Source organism: Streptomyces sp. NPDC001828, from assembly GCF_042892175.1.
GTDB lineage: Bacteria > Actinomycetota > Actinomycetes > Streptomycetales > Streptomycetaceae > Streptomyces.
The window spans coordinates 168,736-185,544 of the sequence record NZ_JBIATV010000006.1 but is presented as its reverse complement, the minus strand read 5'-3'; the positions used below and the strand labels follow the sequence as shown (position 1 = coordinate 185,544).

General features: G+C 72.7%; 13 protein-coding genes. 9 read left to right on the top strand and 4 right to left on the bottom strand.

Translation table 11 applies throughout. From position 1 onward, the window contains the following. Positions 1–8: 8 nt before the first annotated feature. The 6 genes from ACFYZA_RS19300 (at position 9) to ACFYZA_RS19275 (ending at position 7,557) form a co-directional block, all read left to right on the top strand. Positions 9–1,046 (top strand): agmatine/peptidylarginine deiminase, encoded by a 1,038-nt coding sequence (locus ACFYZA_RS19300; RefSeq protein ID WP_382592515.1) that lies wholly within the window; start codon positions 9–11, stop codon positions 1,044–1,046. Between the two features lie 44 nt (positions 1,047–1,090). Then, entirely contained in the window at positions 1,091–1,696 is a 606-nt protein-coding gene (locus ACFYZA_RS19295) for a TetR/AcrR family transcriptional regulator (RefSeq protein WP_382592518.1), read from the top strand. A gap of 99 nt (positions 1,697–1,795) precedes the next feature. After that, positions 1,796–3,109, top strand: a complete 1,314-nt coding sequence (locus tag ACFYZA_RS19290) for an MFS transporter (RefSeq protein ID WP_388491789.1) — start codon at positions 1,796–1,798, stop codon at positions 3,107–3,109. A 308-nt stretch (positions 3,110–3,417) separates the two neighbouring features. Beyond that, on the top strand, positions 3,418–5,061 hold the full coding sequence (gene cimA, locus ACFYZA_RS19285; protein ID WP_388491787.1) for a citramalate synthase: 1,644 nt from the start codon (positions 3,418–3,420) through the stop codon (positions 5,059–5,061). A 167-nt stretch (positions 5,062–5,228) separates the two neighbouring features. Then, positions 5,229–6,575 (top strand): hypothetical protein, encoded by a 1,347-nt coding sequence (locus ACFYZA_RS19280; protein ID WP_382592527.1) that lies wholly within the window; start codon positions 5,229–5,231, stop codon positions 6,573–6,575. A gap of 85 nt (positions 6,576–6,660) precedes the next feature. Continuing rightward, a complete protein-coding gene (locus tag ACFYZA_RS19275) occupies positions 6,661–7,557 on the top strand; it encodes a hypothetical protein (protein WP_388491784.1) in 897 nt (298 codons plus the stop codon). An 18-nt stretch (positions 7,558–7,575) separates the two neighbouring features. Here ACFYZA_RS19275 and ACFYZA_RS19270 read toward each other — a convergent pair whose 3' ends face one another. Then, positions 7,576–8,307 (bottom strand): SDR family oxidoreductase, encoded by a 732-nt coding sequence (locus ACFYZA_RS19270; RefSeq protein WP_388491782.1) that lies wholly within the window; start codon positions 8,305–8,307, stop codon positions 7,576–7,578. 137 nt (positions 8,308–8,444) lie between these two features. Here ACFYZA_RS19270 and ACFYZA_RS19265 point away from each other — a divergent pair, with 137 nt between their 5' ends. Beyond that, the gene (locus tag ACFYZA_RS19265; protein ID WP_382592535.1) at positions 8,445–8,759 is read left to right on the top strand and encodes an ArsR/SmtB family transcription factor; all 315 of its coding nucleotides are present in this window, start codon (positions 8,445–8,447) and stop codon (positions 8,757–8,759) included. Positions 8,760–8,807: 48 nt separating this feature from the next. On the opposite strand, the gene ACFYZA_RS19260 is transcribed toward ACFYZA_RS19265, so the two are convergent. Then, a complete protein-coding gene (locus ACFYZA_RS19260; RefSeq protein WP_388491780.1) occupies positions 8,808–9,431 on the bottom strand; it encodes a YceI family protein in 624 nt (207 codons plus the stop codon). Positions 9,432–9,693: 262 nt separating this feature from the next. Then, complete coding sequence (locus ACFYZA_RS19255) at positions 9,694–11,025, bottom strand: helix-turn-helix domain-containing protein (protein ID WP_388491778.1); 1,332 nt, start codon at positions 11,023–11,025, stop codon at positions 9,694–9,696. Between the two features lie 214 nt (positions 11,026–11,239). Here ACFYZA_RS19255 and ACFYZA_RS19250 point away from each other — a divergent pair, with 214 nt between their 5' ends. Next, positions 11,240–12,556 carry a M64 family metallopeptidase gene (locus tag ACFYZA_RS19250; protein WP_382592543.1) on the top strand — a complete coding sequence of 439 codons (1,317 nt, stop codon included), beginning with the start codon at positions 11,240–11,242 and terminating at the stop codon, positions 12,554–12,556. Between the two features lie 440 nt (positions 12,557–12,996). Here ACFYZA_RS19250 and ACFYZA_RS19245 read toward each other — a convergent pair whose 3' ends face one another. Then, positions 12,997–14,049 (bottom strand): substrate-binding domain-containing protein, encoded by a 1,053-nt coding sequence (locus ACFYZA_RS19245; RefSeq protein ID WP_388491776.1) that lies wholly within the window; start codon positions 14,047–14,049, stop codon positions 12,997–12,999. Positions 14,050–14,293: 244 nt separating this feature from the next. Between ACFYZA_RS19245 and ACFYZA_RS19240 the strand changes: the two genes are divergently transcribed. Beyond that, positions 14,294–16,684, top strand: coding sequence for a polysaccharide lyase 8 family protein (locus ACFYZA_RS19240; protein WP_388491773.1), 2,391 nt, complete (start codon positions 14,294–14,296; stop codon positions 16,682–16,684). Positions 16,685–16,809: the final 125 nt, after the last annotated feature.

Below are 16,809 nucleotides of genomic sequence, written 5' to 3'. Positions count from 1 at the left end.
CCACGCTGATGTCTGCTGCCGCCGACGGCTTCCGCATGCCCGCCGAGTGGACCCCGCACGAGCGGACCTGGATGGCGTGGCCCGGCCCCAACGTCACCTTCCCGAACGAGGCCGAACTCGCCGAGTCCCGTGCCGCCTGGGCCTCGGTCGCCCGCGCGGTACGCCGCTTCGAGCCGGTCACCATGGTCGTCGGCCCCGGCCAGGCGGAGGGCGCCCGCGCTCTGCTCGGCCCCGACGTCGAACTCGTCGAGCGCGAACTCGACGACGCCTGGATGCGCGACATCGGGCCCACCTTCCTCACCGACGGAAAGGGCCAACTGGCCGCCGTGGACTGGACGTTCAACGGCTGGGGCGCCCAGGACTGGGCGACCTGGGAGCACGACGCCAAGATCGGCGCGCACGTCTCGGACCTGGCCGGGGCCCGCACGTACACCTCGCGCCTCGTCAACGAGGGCGGCGCCATCCACGTCGACGGCGAGGGCACGGTGCTGCTCACCGAGACCGTGCAGCTCGGCCCCGAGCGCAACCCGGACTGGACCCGCGAGGAGGTCGAGACGGAGATCCACGCCATGCTCGGCACCCGCAAGGCCATCTGGCTGCGCCGCGGCCTGACCGCCGACTACCCCCCGCACGGCTACGGCACCCTCGGCCACGTCGACATCGTCGCCGCCTTCGCCCGGCCCGGCGTCGTGGTCGTGCACACCCAGCCCGACCCGGCCCACCCCGACCACGAGCTCTGCAAGGAGAACGTGGCGCTGCTGCGGGCCCAGAAGGACGCCCGGGGCCGCTCCCTCGAAGTCGTGGAGATCCCCGCCCCCACCGTCATCAAGGACGAGCACGGCTGGGTCGACTACTCGTACATCAACCACTACCTCTGCAACGGCGGAGTGGTCCTGTGCGCCTTCGACGACCCGCGCGACGAGAACGCGGCGGGCATCTTCCGCCGGCTCTTCCCCGAGCGCACGGTGACCCTCGTCGACGCCCGGACGATCTTCGCGGGCGGCGGCGGCATCCACTGCATCACCCAGCAGCAGCCCAAGGCGTGACCGCGCGGGGCGGCGGCGGGCGCATCGGGTAGAACTTACGGGTGATGAGTCCCGCCGCCCGCCGCCGCAACACCGCTCCGCCCCGCGAGGAGGTGCTCGTCGCCGCCATGGCCACGATCGCCGAACGCGGACTCGACGGGCTCACCATGGCCGGGCTCGGCCGCGAGGTCGGCATGTCCAGCGGGCACCTCCTCTACTACTTCCGCACCAAGGACGAGCTGCTGCTCCAGACCCTGGAGTGGAGCGAGGGCCGCCTCGGCGACGAGCGGCGCGGACTGCTCGCCCGGCCCGGCACCGTCCGCGAGCGCCTCGACGCCTATGTCGACCTGTACGTTCCGGACGGGCCGCGCGATCCGCACTGGATCCTGTGGCTGGAGGTCTGGAACCGCTCGCAGAACGCCGACGTCGCGGCCCGCGCCCGTCAGGCCGCCATCGAGGGCGCCTGGCACCGCGACCTGGTCGCGATACTCGCCGAGGGCGTCTCGCGCCGTGAGTTCCGCCCGGTCGACGCCGACCGCTTCGCCTCCCGCCTGCGGGCCCTGCTCGACGGTTTCAGCGTGCACGTCGCGGTCGGCCTGCCCGGCACCGGAAGGTCCCAAGTCCTCGACCACGTGAGGGAGTTCGTGGACGAGACGCTGATGCGCCCGTGACCCGGTCCCGGCGCGGGGAACGCAACGCACGCAAGTAGGCCCGATCGTTGCGCCCGCACGCCTTGTCGGCCGGGCGGGCCTGCGCCAACGTGAGCGTCCATGGGACGAGAACACTGGAAGAAGATCTGGGTCGGTTCGGCCGGCAACATGGTCGAGTGGTTCGACTGGTTCGTGTACGCCACGTTCGCCGTCTACTTCGCGGACGCGTTCTTCCCGAAGGGCAATGAGACCGCCAACCTCATGAACACCATGGGGATCTTCGCGGTCGGCTTCTTCATGCGGCCGGTCGGCGGCTGGCTGCTCGGCCGGATCGGCGACCGCAAGGGCCGCAAGGCGGCCCTCACCCTGACCGTCACCCTCATGTCGGCCTCCGCGATCCTGATCGCGGTCGCCCCGACGTACGCGGTCGCCGGATACGGGGGAGTGGCCGTCCTGCTGGTCGCCCGCCTCCTCCAGGGGCTCTCCGTCGGCGGCGAGTACGCGGCCAGCGCCACCTACCTCACCGAGGCCTCCGACCCGAAGAAGCGCGGCTTCGCCTCCAGCTTCCAGTACGTGTCGATGACCGCGGGCCAGCTCCTCGGCCTCGGCCTGCAGATCGTGATGCAGCGGAACCTCTCGGACGCGGCCCTGCACAGCTGGGGCTGGCGCGTCCCCTTCATCGTCGGCGCACTGGGCGCGGCCGTCGTCTTCTACCTGCGCCGCTCCATGCTGGAGACCGAGGTGTACGAGGAGTCGGACGCGGCCCGCGACGAGGACCGGGGCACCCTCAAGGCGCTGTGGGCGCACAAGCGCGAGGCGCTCCTGGTGATGGCGCTCACCATGGGCGGCACGGTCGCGTACTACACGTACACGACCTACCTCACGAAGTTCCTCTCCAAGAGCGCGGGCATGGACAAGTCGACCGCCTCGCTCGTCAGCTTCTGCGCCCTGTTCGTGTTCATGTGCCTCCAGCCGCTGGCGGGCGCGCTGTCCGACCGGATCGGGCGCCGCCCGCTCCTGATCACCTTCGCCGTCGGCTCCACCTTCCTGACCGTGCCGATCATGACGATGCTCAAGCACGCGGGCACCTTCTGGCCGGCCTTCGGTCTGGCCCTGCTCGCCCTGGTCGTGGTCACCGGCTACACCTCGATCAACGCCTGTGTGAAGGCCGAGCTCTTCCCGACCAACATCCGCGCCCTCGGCGTCGCCCTGCCCTACGCGATCGCCAACGCGCTGTTCGGCGGGACCGCCGAGTACGTGGCGCTGTGGTTCAAGAAGGCCGGCGTCGAGTCCGGGTTCTACTGGTACGTGGCGGGCTGCGCGGCCGTGTCCCTGGTCGTCTACCTGACCATGCGCGAGACCCGCGACATCGATCTCAACCGGGTCAAGGACGAGTCCCGGCGAACCCAGGCGGAACCGGTTCCGTCGAATTAGCGCAGGTCGGGGGGCGCCCGGATGGTGAGACCCCATCTCGGGACCCCCGGCCCGTATGGCAGACTGCGAGCGTGCTCGCTTCCGACATGATTATGGACAGCAGCGCGCCGGTCCGCAGTGACCGCTGAAACCGTGGACACATCCCGCGGCAGCGGCCATCGTGCCCCAGACCCGCGCGCAGACCTCTCGCACCCGCGAGGGGTCTTTTCGTTTACCGGCCCCCACCACGGCCGGGGCGAGGAGCGCGACGACGGGGGCAAGTGGAGCCATGAGTTCGGAGCCACTCACCCGACAGGAGTCAGATCAGCATGACGACCAACGAGGCGAACGAAGCCGCCGAGGAGAGTCTTCGCGACGGCCTCCGGGTCGACGACAGCTTCCACGTCTTCGACACGACGCTGCGCGACGGGGCACAGCGCGAGGGCATCAACCTCACCGTCGCGGACAAGCTGACGATCGCCCGGCACCTGGACGAGTTCGGTGTGGGCTTCATCGAGGGCGGCTGGCCCGGCGCCAACCCCCGCGACACGGAGTTCTTCGCCCGCGCGCAGCAGGAGATCAGCTTCCGCAACGCCCAGCTCGTGGCCTTCGGCGCCACCCGCCGCGCGGGCGGCAGGGCCGCCGAGGACCCGCAGGTGCGGGCGCTGCTCGACTCCGGTGCCCCGGTGATCACGCTGGTCGCCAAGTCGCACGACCGGCACGTCGAACTGGCCCTGCGCACCACCCTGGACGAGAACCTGGAGATGGTCCGGGACACCGTCAGCCACCTGCGCGAGCAGGGCCGCCGGGTCTTCGTGGACTGCGAGCACTTCTTCGACGGGTACCGGGCCAACCCCGAGTACGCCAAGGCCGTCGTGCGGGCCGCCAGCGAGTCCGGCGCCGACGTCGTCATCCTGTGCGACACCAACGGCGGGATGCTGCCCGCCCAGGTCCAGGCCGTGGTCGCCACCGTGCTCGCCGACACCGGCGCCCGGCTCGGCATCCACGCCCAGGACGACACCGGCTGCGCGGTCGCGAACACCCTGGCCGCCGTCGACGCGGGCGCCACCCACGTGCAGTGCACCGCCAACGGTTACGGCGAGCGGGTCGGCAACGCCAACCTGTTCCCGGTCGTCGCCGCCCTGGAGCTCAAGTACGGCAAGCGGGTGCTGCCGCAGGGCGCGCTCGCCGAGATGACCCGCATCTCGCACGCCATCGCCGAGGTGGTCAACCTCGCCCCCTCCACGCACCAGCCGTACGTCGGTGTCTCTGCCTTCGCCCACAAGGCGGGCCTGCACGCCTCCGCGATCAAGGTCGACCCCGATCTGTACCAGCACATCGACCCGGGCCTGGTCGGCAACCACATCCGGATGCTGGTCTCCGACATGGCGGGACGCGCCTCCATCGAGCTCAAGGGCAAGGAGCTCGGCGTCGACCTCGGCAACGACCGCGAGGTCGTCGCCCGGGTCGTGGAGCGGGTCAAGGCCCGCGAACTCCAGGGCTACACCTACGAGGCCGCCGACGCCTCCTTCGAGCTGCTGCTCCGCGACGAGGTCGAGGGCGGCCCGCGCGACTACTTCCGCATCGAGTCCTACCGGGCGATCATCGAGACCCTCAAGGACGGCACCCACGCCAACGGCGCCACCGTGAAGTTCTGGGTCGGCGACGAGCGCATCATCGTCAGCGCCGAGGGCAACGGCCCGGTCAACGCGCTGGACTCGGCGCTCCTTGAGGGCCTTGAGCGGTTCTATCCGCAGGTCGCCAAGTTCGAGCTGGTCGACTACAAGGTCCGCACCCTGGAGGGCAAGCACGGCACGGCCTCCACCACCCGCGTCCTGATCACCACCACCGACGGCACCGGCGAGTGGACCACGGTCGGTGCTGCCCCCAACGTGATCGAGGCGTCCTGGGAGGCACTCCAGGACGCGTACACCTACGGCCTGCTGCGGGCCGGGACCCAGCCGCTCCGTTAGCCGCGCGGGAGCCGGGACCCGGCCGTCGCGCCGGCCCGCGCGACCGGGGGAGCGGGCGGATCCGAGGCTCGCGGCTCCCCGGAGTCCGGTCCGCCGCGGCACGGCCGACCCCCGGCCGCTCCACCCCGTATGTCCGTTTCCGCGCGGCCTCGGGTAGCGTCGGGACCATGAGGCTCAGGGTTTTCTCCGCACTCTCCGCCGTCGCGCTCGCCGCACTGGCCACGGCGGGTCCCGCCATGGCCGCCAGCGGCGCGTCCGACGTGGCCGACCACCTCAAGCAGAGCCCGGTCTACGTGGATCCCGGAGCCGCGAACCAGCTCAGCCAGGCCCAGGCCGACGCCCTGGCCAAGAAGATCAAGGACGCCAACAAGCCGCTGTTCGTGGCCGTGCTGCCGAACAGCAGCGCGTTCCCCAAGAACTCGATCCTGCCGAACCTGCGCACGGACACCGGCGTCACCGGCCTGTACGCGATCCGGCTCGGCGACGCCTTCACCTCCGGCGCGGACAGCAAGGTCATGCAGCGCCAGGCCGTCCAGAACCTGAACAGTGCCGTGCGCGCCCCCGGCACCGGGGAAGACGCCGCGACCCAGCTCAACGCCTTCGTCGACAAGGCGCTCCCGCAGATGAAGGGCCGCGCTCCCGCCTCGTGGGGCGGCGGCTCGGGCTCCTCGGGCGGCGGGGACGGCACCGGCGCGCTGATCGCGGTGGGAGCGGTGGTCGTGGCGGGCGGCGCCGGTGCGTACGCCCTGGTGCGCCGCAACCGCAAGAAGAAGGCCGAGGAGGAGCGGGCCGCGCTCCAGCGCCTCCAGGTCGTCGTGGACGAGGACATCACCGCCTTCGGCGAGGAGCTCGACCGGCTCGACTTCCACCCCGCCGAGGCCGGTGCCGACGACGCGATGCGCGCCGACTACGAGCGCGCCCTCGACTCCTACGAGACGTCCAAGACCCTGATGGCGAAGGCCGAGCGGCCCGCCGACGTGACGGGCGTGACCCAGGCCCTGGAGGACGGCCGGTTCTCGCTCGCCACCCTCGCCGCCCGCCGCGAGCACCGGCCGCTGCCCGAGCGCCGTGCCCCCTGCTTCTTCGACCCGCGCCACGGGCCCTCCGTAGAGGACGCCACCTGGACCCCGGCGGGCGGCGCCCCGCGCCAGGTCCCGGTGTGCCAGGCCGACGCGACCCGGCTGCGCGACGGCCAGGACCCGATGGTCCGCGAGGTCGACACGGACCAGGGCCGCCGCCCCTACTACGACGCGGGCCCGGCCTACGGCCCCTGGGCGGGCGGCTACTTCGGCGGCGGCATGCTGCCCGGCCTCCTGATGGGCACGATGCTCGGCTCGATGCTGTCGACGCCCGCGTACGCGGCCGACTACGGGGCCGGGTCCTACGACGCGGGCTCCGGTTTCGACGGCGGCGACGTGTCGGGCTCCGACTTCAACCCGTCCGACTTCGGCGGCGGCTGGGGCGACGGGGGCGGCGGCGGAGACGGCGGCGGCTTCGGCGGCGGGGACTGGTAACCCGCCTGACCTGCCAGGCCGCTGTTGACCCGCCCCGTTCCAGCGGGTGATAGTTGCGAGCCGCACATCCAGGGTTGGGGACACATTGCAAGCCGGGCACGAAGACGTCACGGCGGCCTGCGCCGACGCGGAGGCGCTGCTGAGGGCGGGCCGCACCAGCGCCGCCCGCAAGGCGGCACGGGCCGCGCTCTACACGGACGGGCCCGACCCCGCTCTGTACGCCCTGCTCGGCCGCGCGCACGCGGCCGAGGGCCACGGCGACCACGCCGACCGGGCCGAGGCCGTCTTCAGCGAGGGCCTCGCGACCTTCCCCGACGACCTCGGCCTGCTGCTCGCCTACTTCGAGCTGTGCCGGGCCGGCGACGACCCCGAACGCGGCCGTCAGCTCCCCGAACTCACCGCGCGGATACGGCAGTTGGACCCCGACGCGGTGCCCGGGCCGATTGGCCCCGAAGCGGCGCCGACGCCCGGGGGCCGGATGCAGCGCCATGACGCCCGCCTCGTCCTGACGGTGATCGGCCACCCGGCGGGCGCCGCCCAGCAGGCCTGGGACCGGGCGCGGGCGCGGCCGGCGGACGACCGGACCGCCGTGCTCGCGGAGACCCTCACCACGCTGGCCCGCCGGGGCCGCGCCCCGCTGCGGCTGCTCGTAAGGGCCCCGCTGAGCGCCGCACTCGGCTGCTGGGCGTGGTTCGAGGCGGTGCTCCTGACGGTGGCCGCACTGCACCTGCCGGCCTGGACGGGCCTGGCCGCGCTGCTCGGCCCGGCGCTGTTCCCGCTGCTGTGGGGGCTGCTGCGCGGCGCCCGCCGCAGGGCCGCCGGACGTGCGCCCGCCGAGCCCGCGCCGACGCCCGCCCACGATGCGTTCCCGTCACTGCCGCCCGTGCCGCCGTACACGACACGCGAAAAGGCGACCGCGGCACTGGTCGTGCTCACGGTCGCCGTCACGCTGGCCGTGCTCGCGGCCCATTTCCCCGGCTGAGCGCGGCCCGGGGATCCGCTAGAGGGTGCGGGCCACACCGCCGTCCACGCGCAGGTTCTGGCCCGTGATGTACGAGGACGCCGGTGAGGCCAGGAACGTGACGGCGCGGGCCACCTCCTGGACGGTGGCGTACCGGCCGGCCGGGATGCGGGCGACGGTGTCGGGGTCCTCGGGCCAGCTGTCGACATAGCCGGGCAGCACGTTGTTCATGCGGACGCCCCGGGCCGCGTACTCGTCGGCGTACAGCTTGGTGAACGACGTCAGGGCGGCGCGCAGGCTGGACGAGACCGGGATGAAGTCCAGCGGTTCGAAGGCCGTGTACGAGGAGATGTTGACGATCGTGCCGCCGTGCTCGTTGGCCGTCAGGTGCGGGGTGACGAGCCGGGCCATGCGGACGATGTTGAGCAGCAGCATGTCGAGCCCCGCGTGCCACTCGGCGTCGCTGGTCTCCAGGAGGCCGCCGTTGGCCGGGTGCCCGGTGTTGTTGACGACCGTGTCGATCCGGCCGTACGCGTCGAGGGTCGCGGCGACGGCCCTTTCCAGGTCGGCGGGCTCGGTCACCGAACCTCGGACCGCGATGCCGCCGAGTTCCTCGGCCAGGTCGAGCACGCCCGGGGAACGGGCGAGCAGCGACACCCGGTAGCCGTCGGCGGCGAGCTCGCGGGCGATGGCCGCGCCGATGCCCTGGCTCGCGGCGGTGACGAGGGCGACGGGCTGGGTCGAGGTCGGGGTCGGGGTCGGGTGAGGCATGGGGGAGGACTCCGGGAGTTCGGTCGGCGGGGCCGTGGGGTGGCCCGCAGTGCGCGGTGCGGCTCGTCTCAGTACGAGAGTACGTAAGAAATCGTACAGTACGAGATCTCTCTTACCGTGGCGCTTACACTGGGGGGATGCCGACCCACCACCCGGACCTCGACCGCATCGCCGTCGAAGACGTGCTCGCCGCCCTGGGCAATCCGGTGCGGATGTCGATCGTGCGCGAGCTCGCCGGCTCGGCCGGGCCGCGCAGCTGTGGCAGCCTGCCCGTCGAGGTCACCAAGGCCACCGCCACCCACCACTGGCGGGTGCTGCGCGAGAACGGCCTGACCCGCGAGAGCCGCTCCGGCCGTGAGAAGCAGATCACCCTGCGCACGGCCGAACTCGACGCCCGTTTCCCGGGGTTGCTCGCGGCGGTGCTTGCGGCGGCCCCGCCACGGGAGCCGTGAGGCCCCCGGCGGGGATCCGGGCCGCGCGTCACGCGACGCGGCCGCGCGTCACGCGGACTTGATCGCGGAGATGTCGAAGGTGAGCTTCACCTTGTCGCTGACCATGACGCCGCCGGTCTCCAGCGCCGCGTTCCAGGTCAGGCCCCAGTCGGAGCGCAGGATCTCGGCGCCGCCCTCGAAGCCCACGCGCTCGTTGCCGTAGGGGTCGGTGGCCGTGCCGTTGAACTCCAGGTCGATGGAGAGCGGCCGGGTGACGTCCTTGATCGTGAGGTCGCCGATGATCCGGTACTTGTCGCCGCCCAGCTCCCGGGCCTCGGTGGAGCGGAAGCTCATCTGCGGGAACCGCTCGGCGTCGAAGAAGTCGCCGCTGCGCAGGTGCGCGTCGCGGTCGGCGATGCCGGTGTCGACGCTGGCGATCTTGACGTCGATGGACGCGGTGGCGTTGGCCGGGTTCGAGCCGTCCAGGGTGAGGGTGCCCTCGTGCTCGGTGAAGGAGCCGCGGACGTTGGTGACCATGGCGTGCCGCACGGTGAAGCCGATGCTGCTGTGCGCCGGGTCGATGGTGTACGTACCGCTCAGCGCGGCCAGCGCCGGGTCGACCGCGGTGGCCGCGGGCGCGGCGGAGTCGGGGGTGGTGGTGGCGGTGCTGTTCTTGCGGCCGAAGAGACCCATGACGTGCTCCCTTGGGGGACGTGCCGCGGCCTTGCGCCGAAGCGGTTTAAGTTTCAACGAGTTCAACGCGATTCACTGTAGGACTATTCCGTTCGAGATTCAACTACTTCGACGCGACGGCGTGGCGGCCCGTGTGCGGGCGGCGTCCGGCAGGGTCCGGCAGGGTCCGGCGGGGTGCGGTAGTGCGTGATGGGGCTGGGGCGTCCGGGGGGCGTGGGGCCGGATGTGCGGCGCGGTGGGGCCTGCCGGTCGGGGTGGGTCCTCAGATGCGGGGCGGCAGGGGGGCCGGGCCCAGGGTGGTGGTGCCCGGGGCGGCGCGGTGGCCGAGGCCGGTGCGGTAGGCGTCCATGGCCGCCTCGACACGTCCGGTGCGGCGCAGCAGGTCGCCGAGCAGCCGGCACAGGTCGGCCAGGTCCCCGCTCGCCCCGCTGCGCTCAAGGAGGCCGAGCGCGGTGACGTAGTGCTCCTCCGCCGCCTCGCCGTCCCCCTGCTCCTCGTGGATCAGGCCGAGCAGGCGGTGGGCGCCGCCCGCGTGCACCGCGCCGTGCTGGTCGCCGAGCTCGGTGAGCGGGGTGAGCAGGGTCATCGCCTCCGCGTGCCGGCCCAGGCGCCGCAGGACGTCCGCCAGCTCCACCTCGACCTGCGCCGTGAACAACGCGGCCCGCTTGGCCGCGAGCATGTCCCGTGCGGTACGCAACTCCCGCTCCGCAAGGCCGAGTCGGGACTCCTGGGCGTACACGTAGCCGCGCATCCAGTGACAGTGCGCCAGGTCGGTGCGCAGCCGAAGCTGGCGGTAGATCGACTGGGCCTTGGCCAGCGAGACGTCCGCGTCGGCGAGGCGTCCCTCGGCCAGGAAGGTCCGGGCGACCTGGCGGTGCATCCCGGCCACCAGGGCCGGATCCGAGACCTGCGGGGCGAGCGCGAGCGCCAGCTCGGCGGCGCGCGCCGCGCGGGCCTGGGCACCCATGTCCAGGTACGGCCCGATGATCGCGGCGTACAGGAGCACCAGCGCCTCGGGGTCGGCGAGCCCGCTGGTGCCGAGCTCGTCGATGGCCGACTCCAGCACGTAGCAGGCGTAGCGCAGCTCGCCCGCCAGGATGTGGGCGACCGCCCGGCCCCGGACCGCCCGCACCCGGCGCGGCAGCGGCTCGGCGGCCAGTATCCGCTCGCTCGCCTCGAAGTGCCGTACCGCGTCGGTCAGTTCACCCGTTTCGAGCGCGCAGTCGCCGAGCCCGAGCAACGCCTCGGCGCGCTCCTCGTCGAGGTGGTGCAGCTCGGCCTCGGTGAGCAGGTGGCGGAAGCGGACGGCCGCCTCGTCGGCCTCGCCGGTCGCGAGCGCCCGCTGGGCGTCGGTGAGGCAGAGCCGCAGCTCGGTGACCAGGCGGGCCGGGCGGCCGGTGGCCAGTTCCTCGTACGTCGTGCCGAGGCGCTCCGCGAGATGGCGGAGGGCCGCGTCGGAGGGGCGGACCTTGCCGGACTCCAGGGTGGAGACATAGGCGGGCGTATAGGCGGGCTCGGCCAACTGGCGCTGTGTCAGGCCCAGTTGGGCGCGCAGTCGCTGAACTCGGCGGCCGATCACGGCAGGTTCATCCATGGCGTCCCCTTGGCCCCAGGGCATTGCGCACGCCCCGTGCGCCCCCTAATTTAAGCAGCCCGTTCAATGCGTTTACCCGACTGCTTAACTTCCGTTACCGGGAGGGGACTTCATGCGTCCGCCCATACGTCCATCCATGGGTCCATTCATACGTCCATCCACGCGCTCGTCCACGCGCTCATTCACGCGTCTGCCTGGGCGTTTCGGTACCGCCGTGCTCGCCGGCGGCGCCGTTCTGGCCGCGCTCGTCGCCGGGCCCGGCACCGCGGCCGCCGCCGGCCCGCCCCCGCCGGGGCCTCGGGTGCAGGTCGAGATACCCGGCCCGGAAGCCGCCTCCGGGCCCACCCTCGCGGGCTCCGGCCACACCCTGGTGCCGACGACCGGGCGCGGCGGGCCCGCGCCGCACCTCTCGGCGCCGGCCGCGCTCGCCGCGGACGGCCGGGTCACCAAGGTCGTCGACCACGGCTCCACCGCGGACCGCCTGGACATCGTGGTCGTGGGCGACGGCTACACGGCGGACCAGCTGGACCAGTTCCACGCCGACGCCGAGGAGAAGTGGGGCGAGATCACCGGCGTCGAGCCGTACACGACGTACCAGAACCTCTTCAACGTATGGACGGTGGACGCGGTCTCGCCCGAGAGCGGCGTCTCCGGTGACCCGGCGCAGGGCGATGCGAAGAGCACCGCGCTCGGCTCGTACTTCTGGTGCGACGGCATCGAGCGGCTGCTCTGCGTCGACCAGGACAAGGTCGACTCGTACGTGGCGAAGGCGCCCGAGGCCGACCTGGTCGTCGTCCTCGCCAACAGCGCGAAGTACGGCGGGGCCGGGTACAACGAGCCCTCGCAGAAGCTGGGTTACGAGGGCATATCCACCGCGTCGGCCGGCAACGCGAAGTCCGGGCAGGTGGCCATCCACGAGACGGGACACTCGCTGGGCAAGCTGGCCGACGAGTACTTCTATCCGGACACGCCGGGCTACGAGCACTACGAGGGGCCCGAGGCCGAGCAGTCCAACATCTCGATCCTGACGGCGGATCAGATGGCCGCGGACCGGACCAAGTGGTACCGGTGGCTGGGCGAGACCTCGCCGGACGGAGGCACGGTGGGGGCGTACGAGGGCGGCGGCTATTACGTCACCGGGCTCAGCCGGCCGACCGATGGGTCGATCATGCGGATTCTGGGCAAGCCGTTCAATCTGCCGGGGGTCGAGGCGATGATCGCGGGGTTCTACCGGCATGCGTCGATCGCGACGCCGGGGGTTTCCACGGCGCGTACGTTGCGGCCGTCCGACACGGCTCGGGTCGTCGTGCCGCGCCTCGCGGGTGCGCGGCAGTTGACGGTGCGGTGGTACTTGGACGGCAGGGAGTTGCGGCGGTATGCGGGGCGTACGGGGGTGCCGGTGCGGGAGCTGGGCCTCGGCCGGGGGTCCCATGCCCTGACGGTCCGGGTCTCCGACCGGACGCCTTCGGTGCGGGATCCTGCGGTGCGGGCGGGGTTGGGGGGTGCGGTGCGCTGGGCTGTGCGCGGCTAGCGGCCCGGCTCGGGGTTGGTTGGTTCCGGGCCCCTGGGGGCTCCGCCCCCAGACCCCCGTTCGCGCCTTAAGGGCGCTCGTCCTCAATCGCCGGACGGGCTGAGGATGCCCGTACTGGCCGGCACCGAGGCATTTAGGGGCGCGGGGAACTGCGCGCCCAGCCACGCACGGTCTGCAGCCGATGAACTCTCCCCCGGAGGGGCTAGGGAAGGGGCGGGGCGGGGGAAAACCCTCAGGGGCGCGAGGAACCGCGCGAACGGCCCCCGCACACGCGCGCAACCCCGCACACGCGCGCAACCCCGCACCCGAAGCCGCCCCGCGCCCGAAGCCGCCCCGCGCCCGAAGCCGCCCCGCGCCCGAAGCCGCCCCGCGCCCGAGGCGAGGCCGCACGGCCCGCGCGGCCGGCGGGGGTGGGGGGCGGAGCACCCCCAGGGGTCGGGCTACGTGCTGGAGGCGCGGCGGTTCAGTTCGGGCAGGATCGAGAGGTGGTGCCTCGGTCGCGCGGGGTCGGCCACGCGGAGGGCGAGGAGGTCGACCGCCGCCACCCCGACCGCTCGCTTCGGCGGCGCCACAGCCGTGAGCGGGATGTCCGCCAGCGCGGCGACCTCGTCGTCGTACGCCACGATCGCGAGATCGCCGGGCACCGACAGGCCCCGCACCCGCAGCCGAGGCAGCAGCACGATCGCGTCGTGGTCGTTGTGGACCAGGACCGCGTCGAGCAGGCCGGCCTCAACCGCCCTCGTGAACGCGTCCAGTTGGGCTTCGCGGCGCACCGGGTCCGCCTCCGGCGCCGCGATCGTGAAGCGCAGTGACTCCGGCGCGGGCAGGCCGAGCGAGGCGAGGCCCGCGAGGTAGCCCTCCTGGACCAGCGCGCTGTGCGGGCTGTCCGCGCGCAGCAGCAGCCCGATCCGCTCGCGGCCGGAGTCGGCGAGATGGCGGACGGCCAGCCGGGCGCCGTGGGCGTGGTCGGTCACCACCCGCTCCGCGTCCGGCAGATCGTCCCCCGAACGCCGCTCCACCAGCGTGCACGGCACCCCGAGCGCCGCCAGCCAGTCGTGGTCGCCGACCGGGGTGCACGGGGCGATGAGCAGCCCGTCGATGCCGTGGGCCAGCAACTGGCGGACCTGGGCCCGCTCTTCGTCGGGCTGGTACTGCGAGAGGCCGAGCACCAGGCGGATGCCCCGGGCGGCGGCCGCCTCCCTCGCTCCCCTGATGACCTCGGGGTAGTAGTAGTCGGCCGTCGGTACGACGAGGCCGAAGACCAGACCCGGGCCGGGCGGAACGGGCGGCTGGAAAGCGGGGGCCGAAGCCGTCTCGGGCAGCAGCGCCCCGCCGTGCACCCGGGCCACCAGACCCCGCTCGGCGAGCGCCTCCACATCCCGCCGCACGGTGACCGCGGAGACCTTCAACTCCGCGGCGAAGTCCGTCACTCGAAGCGAGCCGCGCTCCCGCAGCCGCCGCAGTATCGCCTGGTGCCTGTCCTCGGCGTGCACGTGGTTCCGCCCCTCCCCGTCGGCTTCCGCCGACCGCCGTCAACCGCTGACCAGGAGCGTAACCCTCGTTAGATCGTTCGTGCACGATTCTGCGCGAACGATCAATTTCCTTGATGAATGTGCGAAGTATTGCGCGTTCTTTCGATGTCATGAGAGAAACCGCTCAATCGCGCCTCGCTCGCCCCGGGCTCCACGCGCACCCGTGCCCCTCCTTCTTCGCTTTCGCTCCGGAGGTTCCGCCACCATGCCATCCCCGCAGGGCAGTTCACGCCGTACCTTCCTCGCCGCCTCCGGCACCGGCGCCGCCGCCGTCACCCTGGGTCTGACACTGCCTGCCGCCGCGGCCGGCGCGGCCCAACTCGCCCCGGCGGCCGATGAGTTCGACACCCTGCGCCTGCGGTGGCGCGATCTGACGCTCGGCACCGGCTTCGACGCCACCGCCGAGCCCTACGCCACCAAGCTCGCCGCGCTCGGCACTTCGGCCCGTACCGCACTCGCCACCATGGCCCCCGCGAACGGCTCGCTCTGGCCCGACCAGCCGCTGACCGACCCCGCCACCGGTTCCGCCAACATGAGCGCGAGCTACGGCCGGCTCAACACCATGGCGCAGGCCTGGGCCCAGCCCGGCACCGGATCCACCGGCGACGCCGCCCTGATCGCCGCCGTCGGCAGGGGCCTCGACCACCTCTACACGCGGATCTACAACGAGAACACCAAGTCCTTCGGGAACTGGTGGGACTGGCAGATCGGCAGCTCCCGCCTCGTCCTGGACACCGCCGTCATCGCGTACGACACCCTCACCGCCGAGCAGATCGCCCACTACACCGCCGCGATCGACCACTTCGTGCCGGACAGCGCGGTCGCCGTCTACAGCGGCACCTCCACCGGCGCCAACCGCACCGACCTGTGCCGGGTGCTCGCCACGCGCGGGGTGCTCGGCAAGAGCGCCGCGAAGATCGCCCTCGCCCGCGACGCGCTCTCGCCCGTCTTCCCGTACGTCACCGGCGGGGACGGCCTGTACGCCGACGGATCGTTCGTCCAGCACACCTGGATCGCCTACACCGGCTCGTACGGGGAGGTCCAGATCGACGGCCTGTCCCGGCTCTTCGCCCTGCTCGCCGGTTCCACCTGGGCGGTCACCGACCCGAACCGGCAGATCATCCTCGACTCCGTCGAGCGCAGCTACGCGCCGTTCATTCACGACGGCCTGATGATGGACTGCGTCAACGGCCGGGCGATCTCCCGCCAGACCACCGACGACCAGCTGATGGGCCGCACGATCATGGCCCACATCGCCATGCTCGCCCTCGGGGCGTCGGCCGCCGAACGCGACCGCTGGCGCACGCTGATCAAGGGCTGGTCCGAACGGTCCCGGACCAGTCCCGTCCTCACCGACCAGCGCCTCTCCGTCGCCAACCTGGCCCTGCTGCGCGCGGCCGTGGACGCCGCGCCCTCGGCGGCGCCCGCGCCCACCGGGCCGCGCCTGTTCCCCGCGATGGACCGCGCGGTCCACCGGGGCGCCCGCTTCGCCGCCTCCCTGAGCATGTCCTCGCGGCGCATCGCGTACTACGAGAACGGCAACGGCGAGAACCTGCGCGGCTGGCACACCGGCTCGGGCATGCTCGCCTGGTGGGGCGAGGGCTTCGCGGGCGACCAGTACAGCGACGGTTTCTGGCCGACCGCCGATCCGTACCGCATGCCCGGCACCACCGTCTCGCGCAAGCCGCTCGCGGACGGCGAGGGCGGCGCGTGGGGCGCGGCCAGGCCCGACACGGCCTGGGTCGGCGGCGCCGGTGACGGCACGTACGCGGCGGTCGGCCAGCACCTCAAGGGGCTCTCCTCCACCCTCACCGCGCGCAAGTCCTGGTTCTTCGTCGGCGACGAGATCGTCTGCCTCGGCGCCGGGATCACCGCCGCCGACGGCACCCCCGTCGAAACGGTCGCCGACCACCGCAACCTCGGCGCCGCCGGCACCAACGCCCTCACCGTCGACGGCCGCCGCCTGCCCGCCACGCTCGGCCGCCACGACACCTTCCGGCGGGCCCGCTGGGCGCACCTCGCGGGCCACGGCGGCTATGTGTTCCCCGAAGGCGCCGCCGTCCAGACCCTGCGCGAGGAGCGCACCGGCACCTGGAAGGCCATCAACACCGGCGGCACCGCCGACCCGGTCACCCGCCGCTACCTCACCCTCTGGTTCGACCACGGCACCGACCCCGCCGACGCCTCGTACGCCTACGTGCTGCTGCCCGGTGCCCGTCAGCTGGAGACCGCGGTCCGCGCCGCCGACCGCGACAAGGTGCGGATCCTGGCCAACTCGGCCTCCGTGCAGGCCATTTCGGCCCGTAGGCTCGGGCTGCTCGCCGCGAACTTCTGGACGGCGGGCGCGACCGGCGGGCTCGGCGTGAACGGCCCGGCGAGCGTGCTCGTGAACACCGCACACCGCACGGCGACCCTCTCGCTCGCCGCGCCCGAGCGCACCGGAGCGCCGGTCGAGCTGACCTGGGACAGGCCCGTCCGCTCGGTCGCCACCCGGGATGCGAGGGTGACGGTCCTGGCCACCGGGCGCTCGCTCCGGCTGCGCATCACGCCCGGCACCTCCTGCGCCACGGTGCGCACCGAGGTCGTCCTCGGCTGACGCGGAGCTGACACCGGCCTGACGACGCGCTGACGCGACGCTGACGACGGGGGTCGGGGTCGTTGTCGGAACCCAACAGATCTCGGGGCCCCTGCGCTGTCGAGTCGGCTGCCTGGTGCAGGTCT

Excerpts from the sequence above, each read along its gene's own strand:
- ACFYZA_RS19300 (WP_382592515.1), top strand. The coding sequence starts at position 9 with ATGTCTGCTGCCGCCGACGGCTTCCGCATGCCCGCCGAGTGGACCCCG.
- ACFYZA_RS19295 (WP_382592518.1), top strand. The coding sequence starts at position 1,091 with ATGAGTCCCGCCGCCCGCCGCCGCAACACCGCTCCGCCCCGCGAGGAG.
- ACFYZA_RS19265 (WP_382592535.1), top strand. The coding sequence starts at position 8,445 with ATGCCGACCCACCACCCGGACCTCGACCGCATCGCCGTCGAAGACGTG.
- ACFYZA_RS19290 (WP_388491789.1), top strand. The coding sequence starts at position 1,796 with ATGGGACGAGAACACTGGAAGAAGATCTGGGTCGGTTCGGCCGGCAAC.
- ACFYZA_RS19260 (WP_388491780.1), bottom strand. The coding sequence starts at position 9,431 with ATGGGTCTCTTCGGCCGCAAGAACAGCACCGCCACCACCACCCCCGAC.
- ACFYZA_RS19255 (WP_388491778.1), bottom strand. The coding sequence starts at position 11,025 with ATGGATGAACCTGCCGTGATCGGCCGCCGAGTTCAGCGACTGCGCGCC.
- ACFYZA_RS19280 (WP_382592527.1), top strand. The coding sequence starts at position 5,229 with ATGAGGCTCAGGGTTTTCTCCGCACTCTCCGCCGTCGCGCTCGCCGCA.
- ACFYZA_RS19270 (WP_388491782.1), bottom strand. The coding sequence starts at position 8,307 with ATGCCTCACCCGACCCCGACCCCGACCTCGACCCAGCCCGTCGCCCTC.
- cimA (WP_388491787.1), top strand. The coding sequence starts at position 3,418 with ATGACGACCAACGAGGCGAACGAAGCCGCCGAGGAGAGTCTTCGCGAC.
- ACFYZA_RS19240 (WP_388491773.1), top strand. The coding sequence starts at position 14,294 with ATGCCATCCCCGCAGGGCAGTTCACGCCGTACCTTCCTCGCCGCCTCC.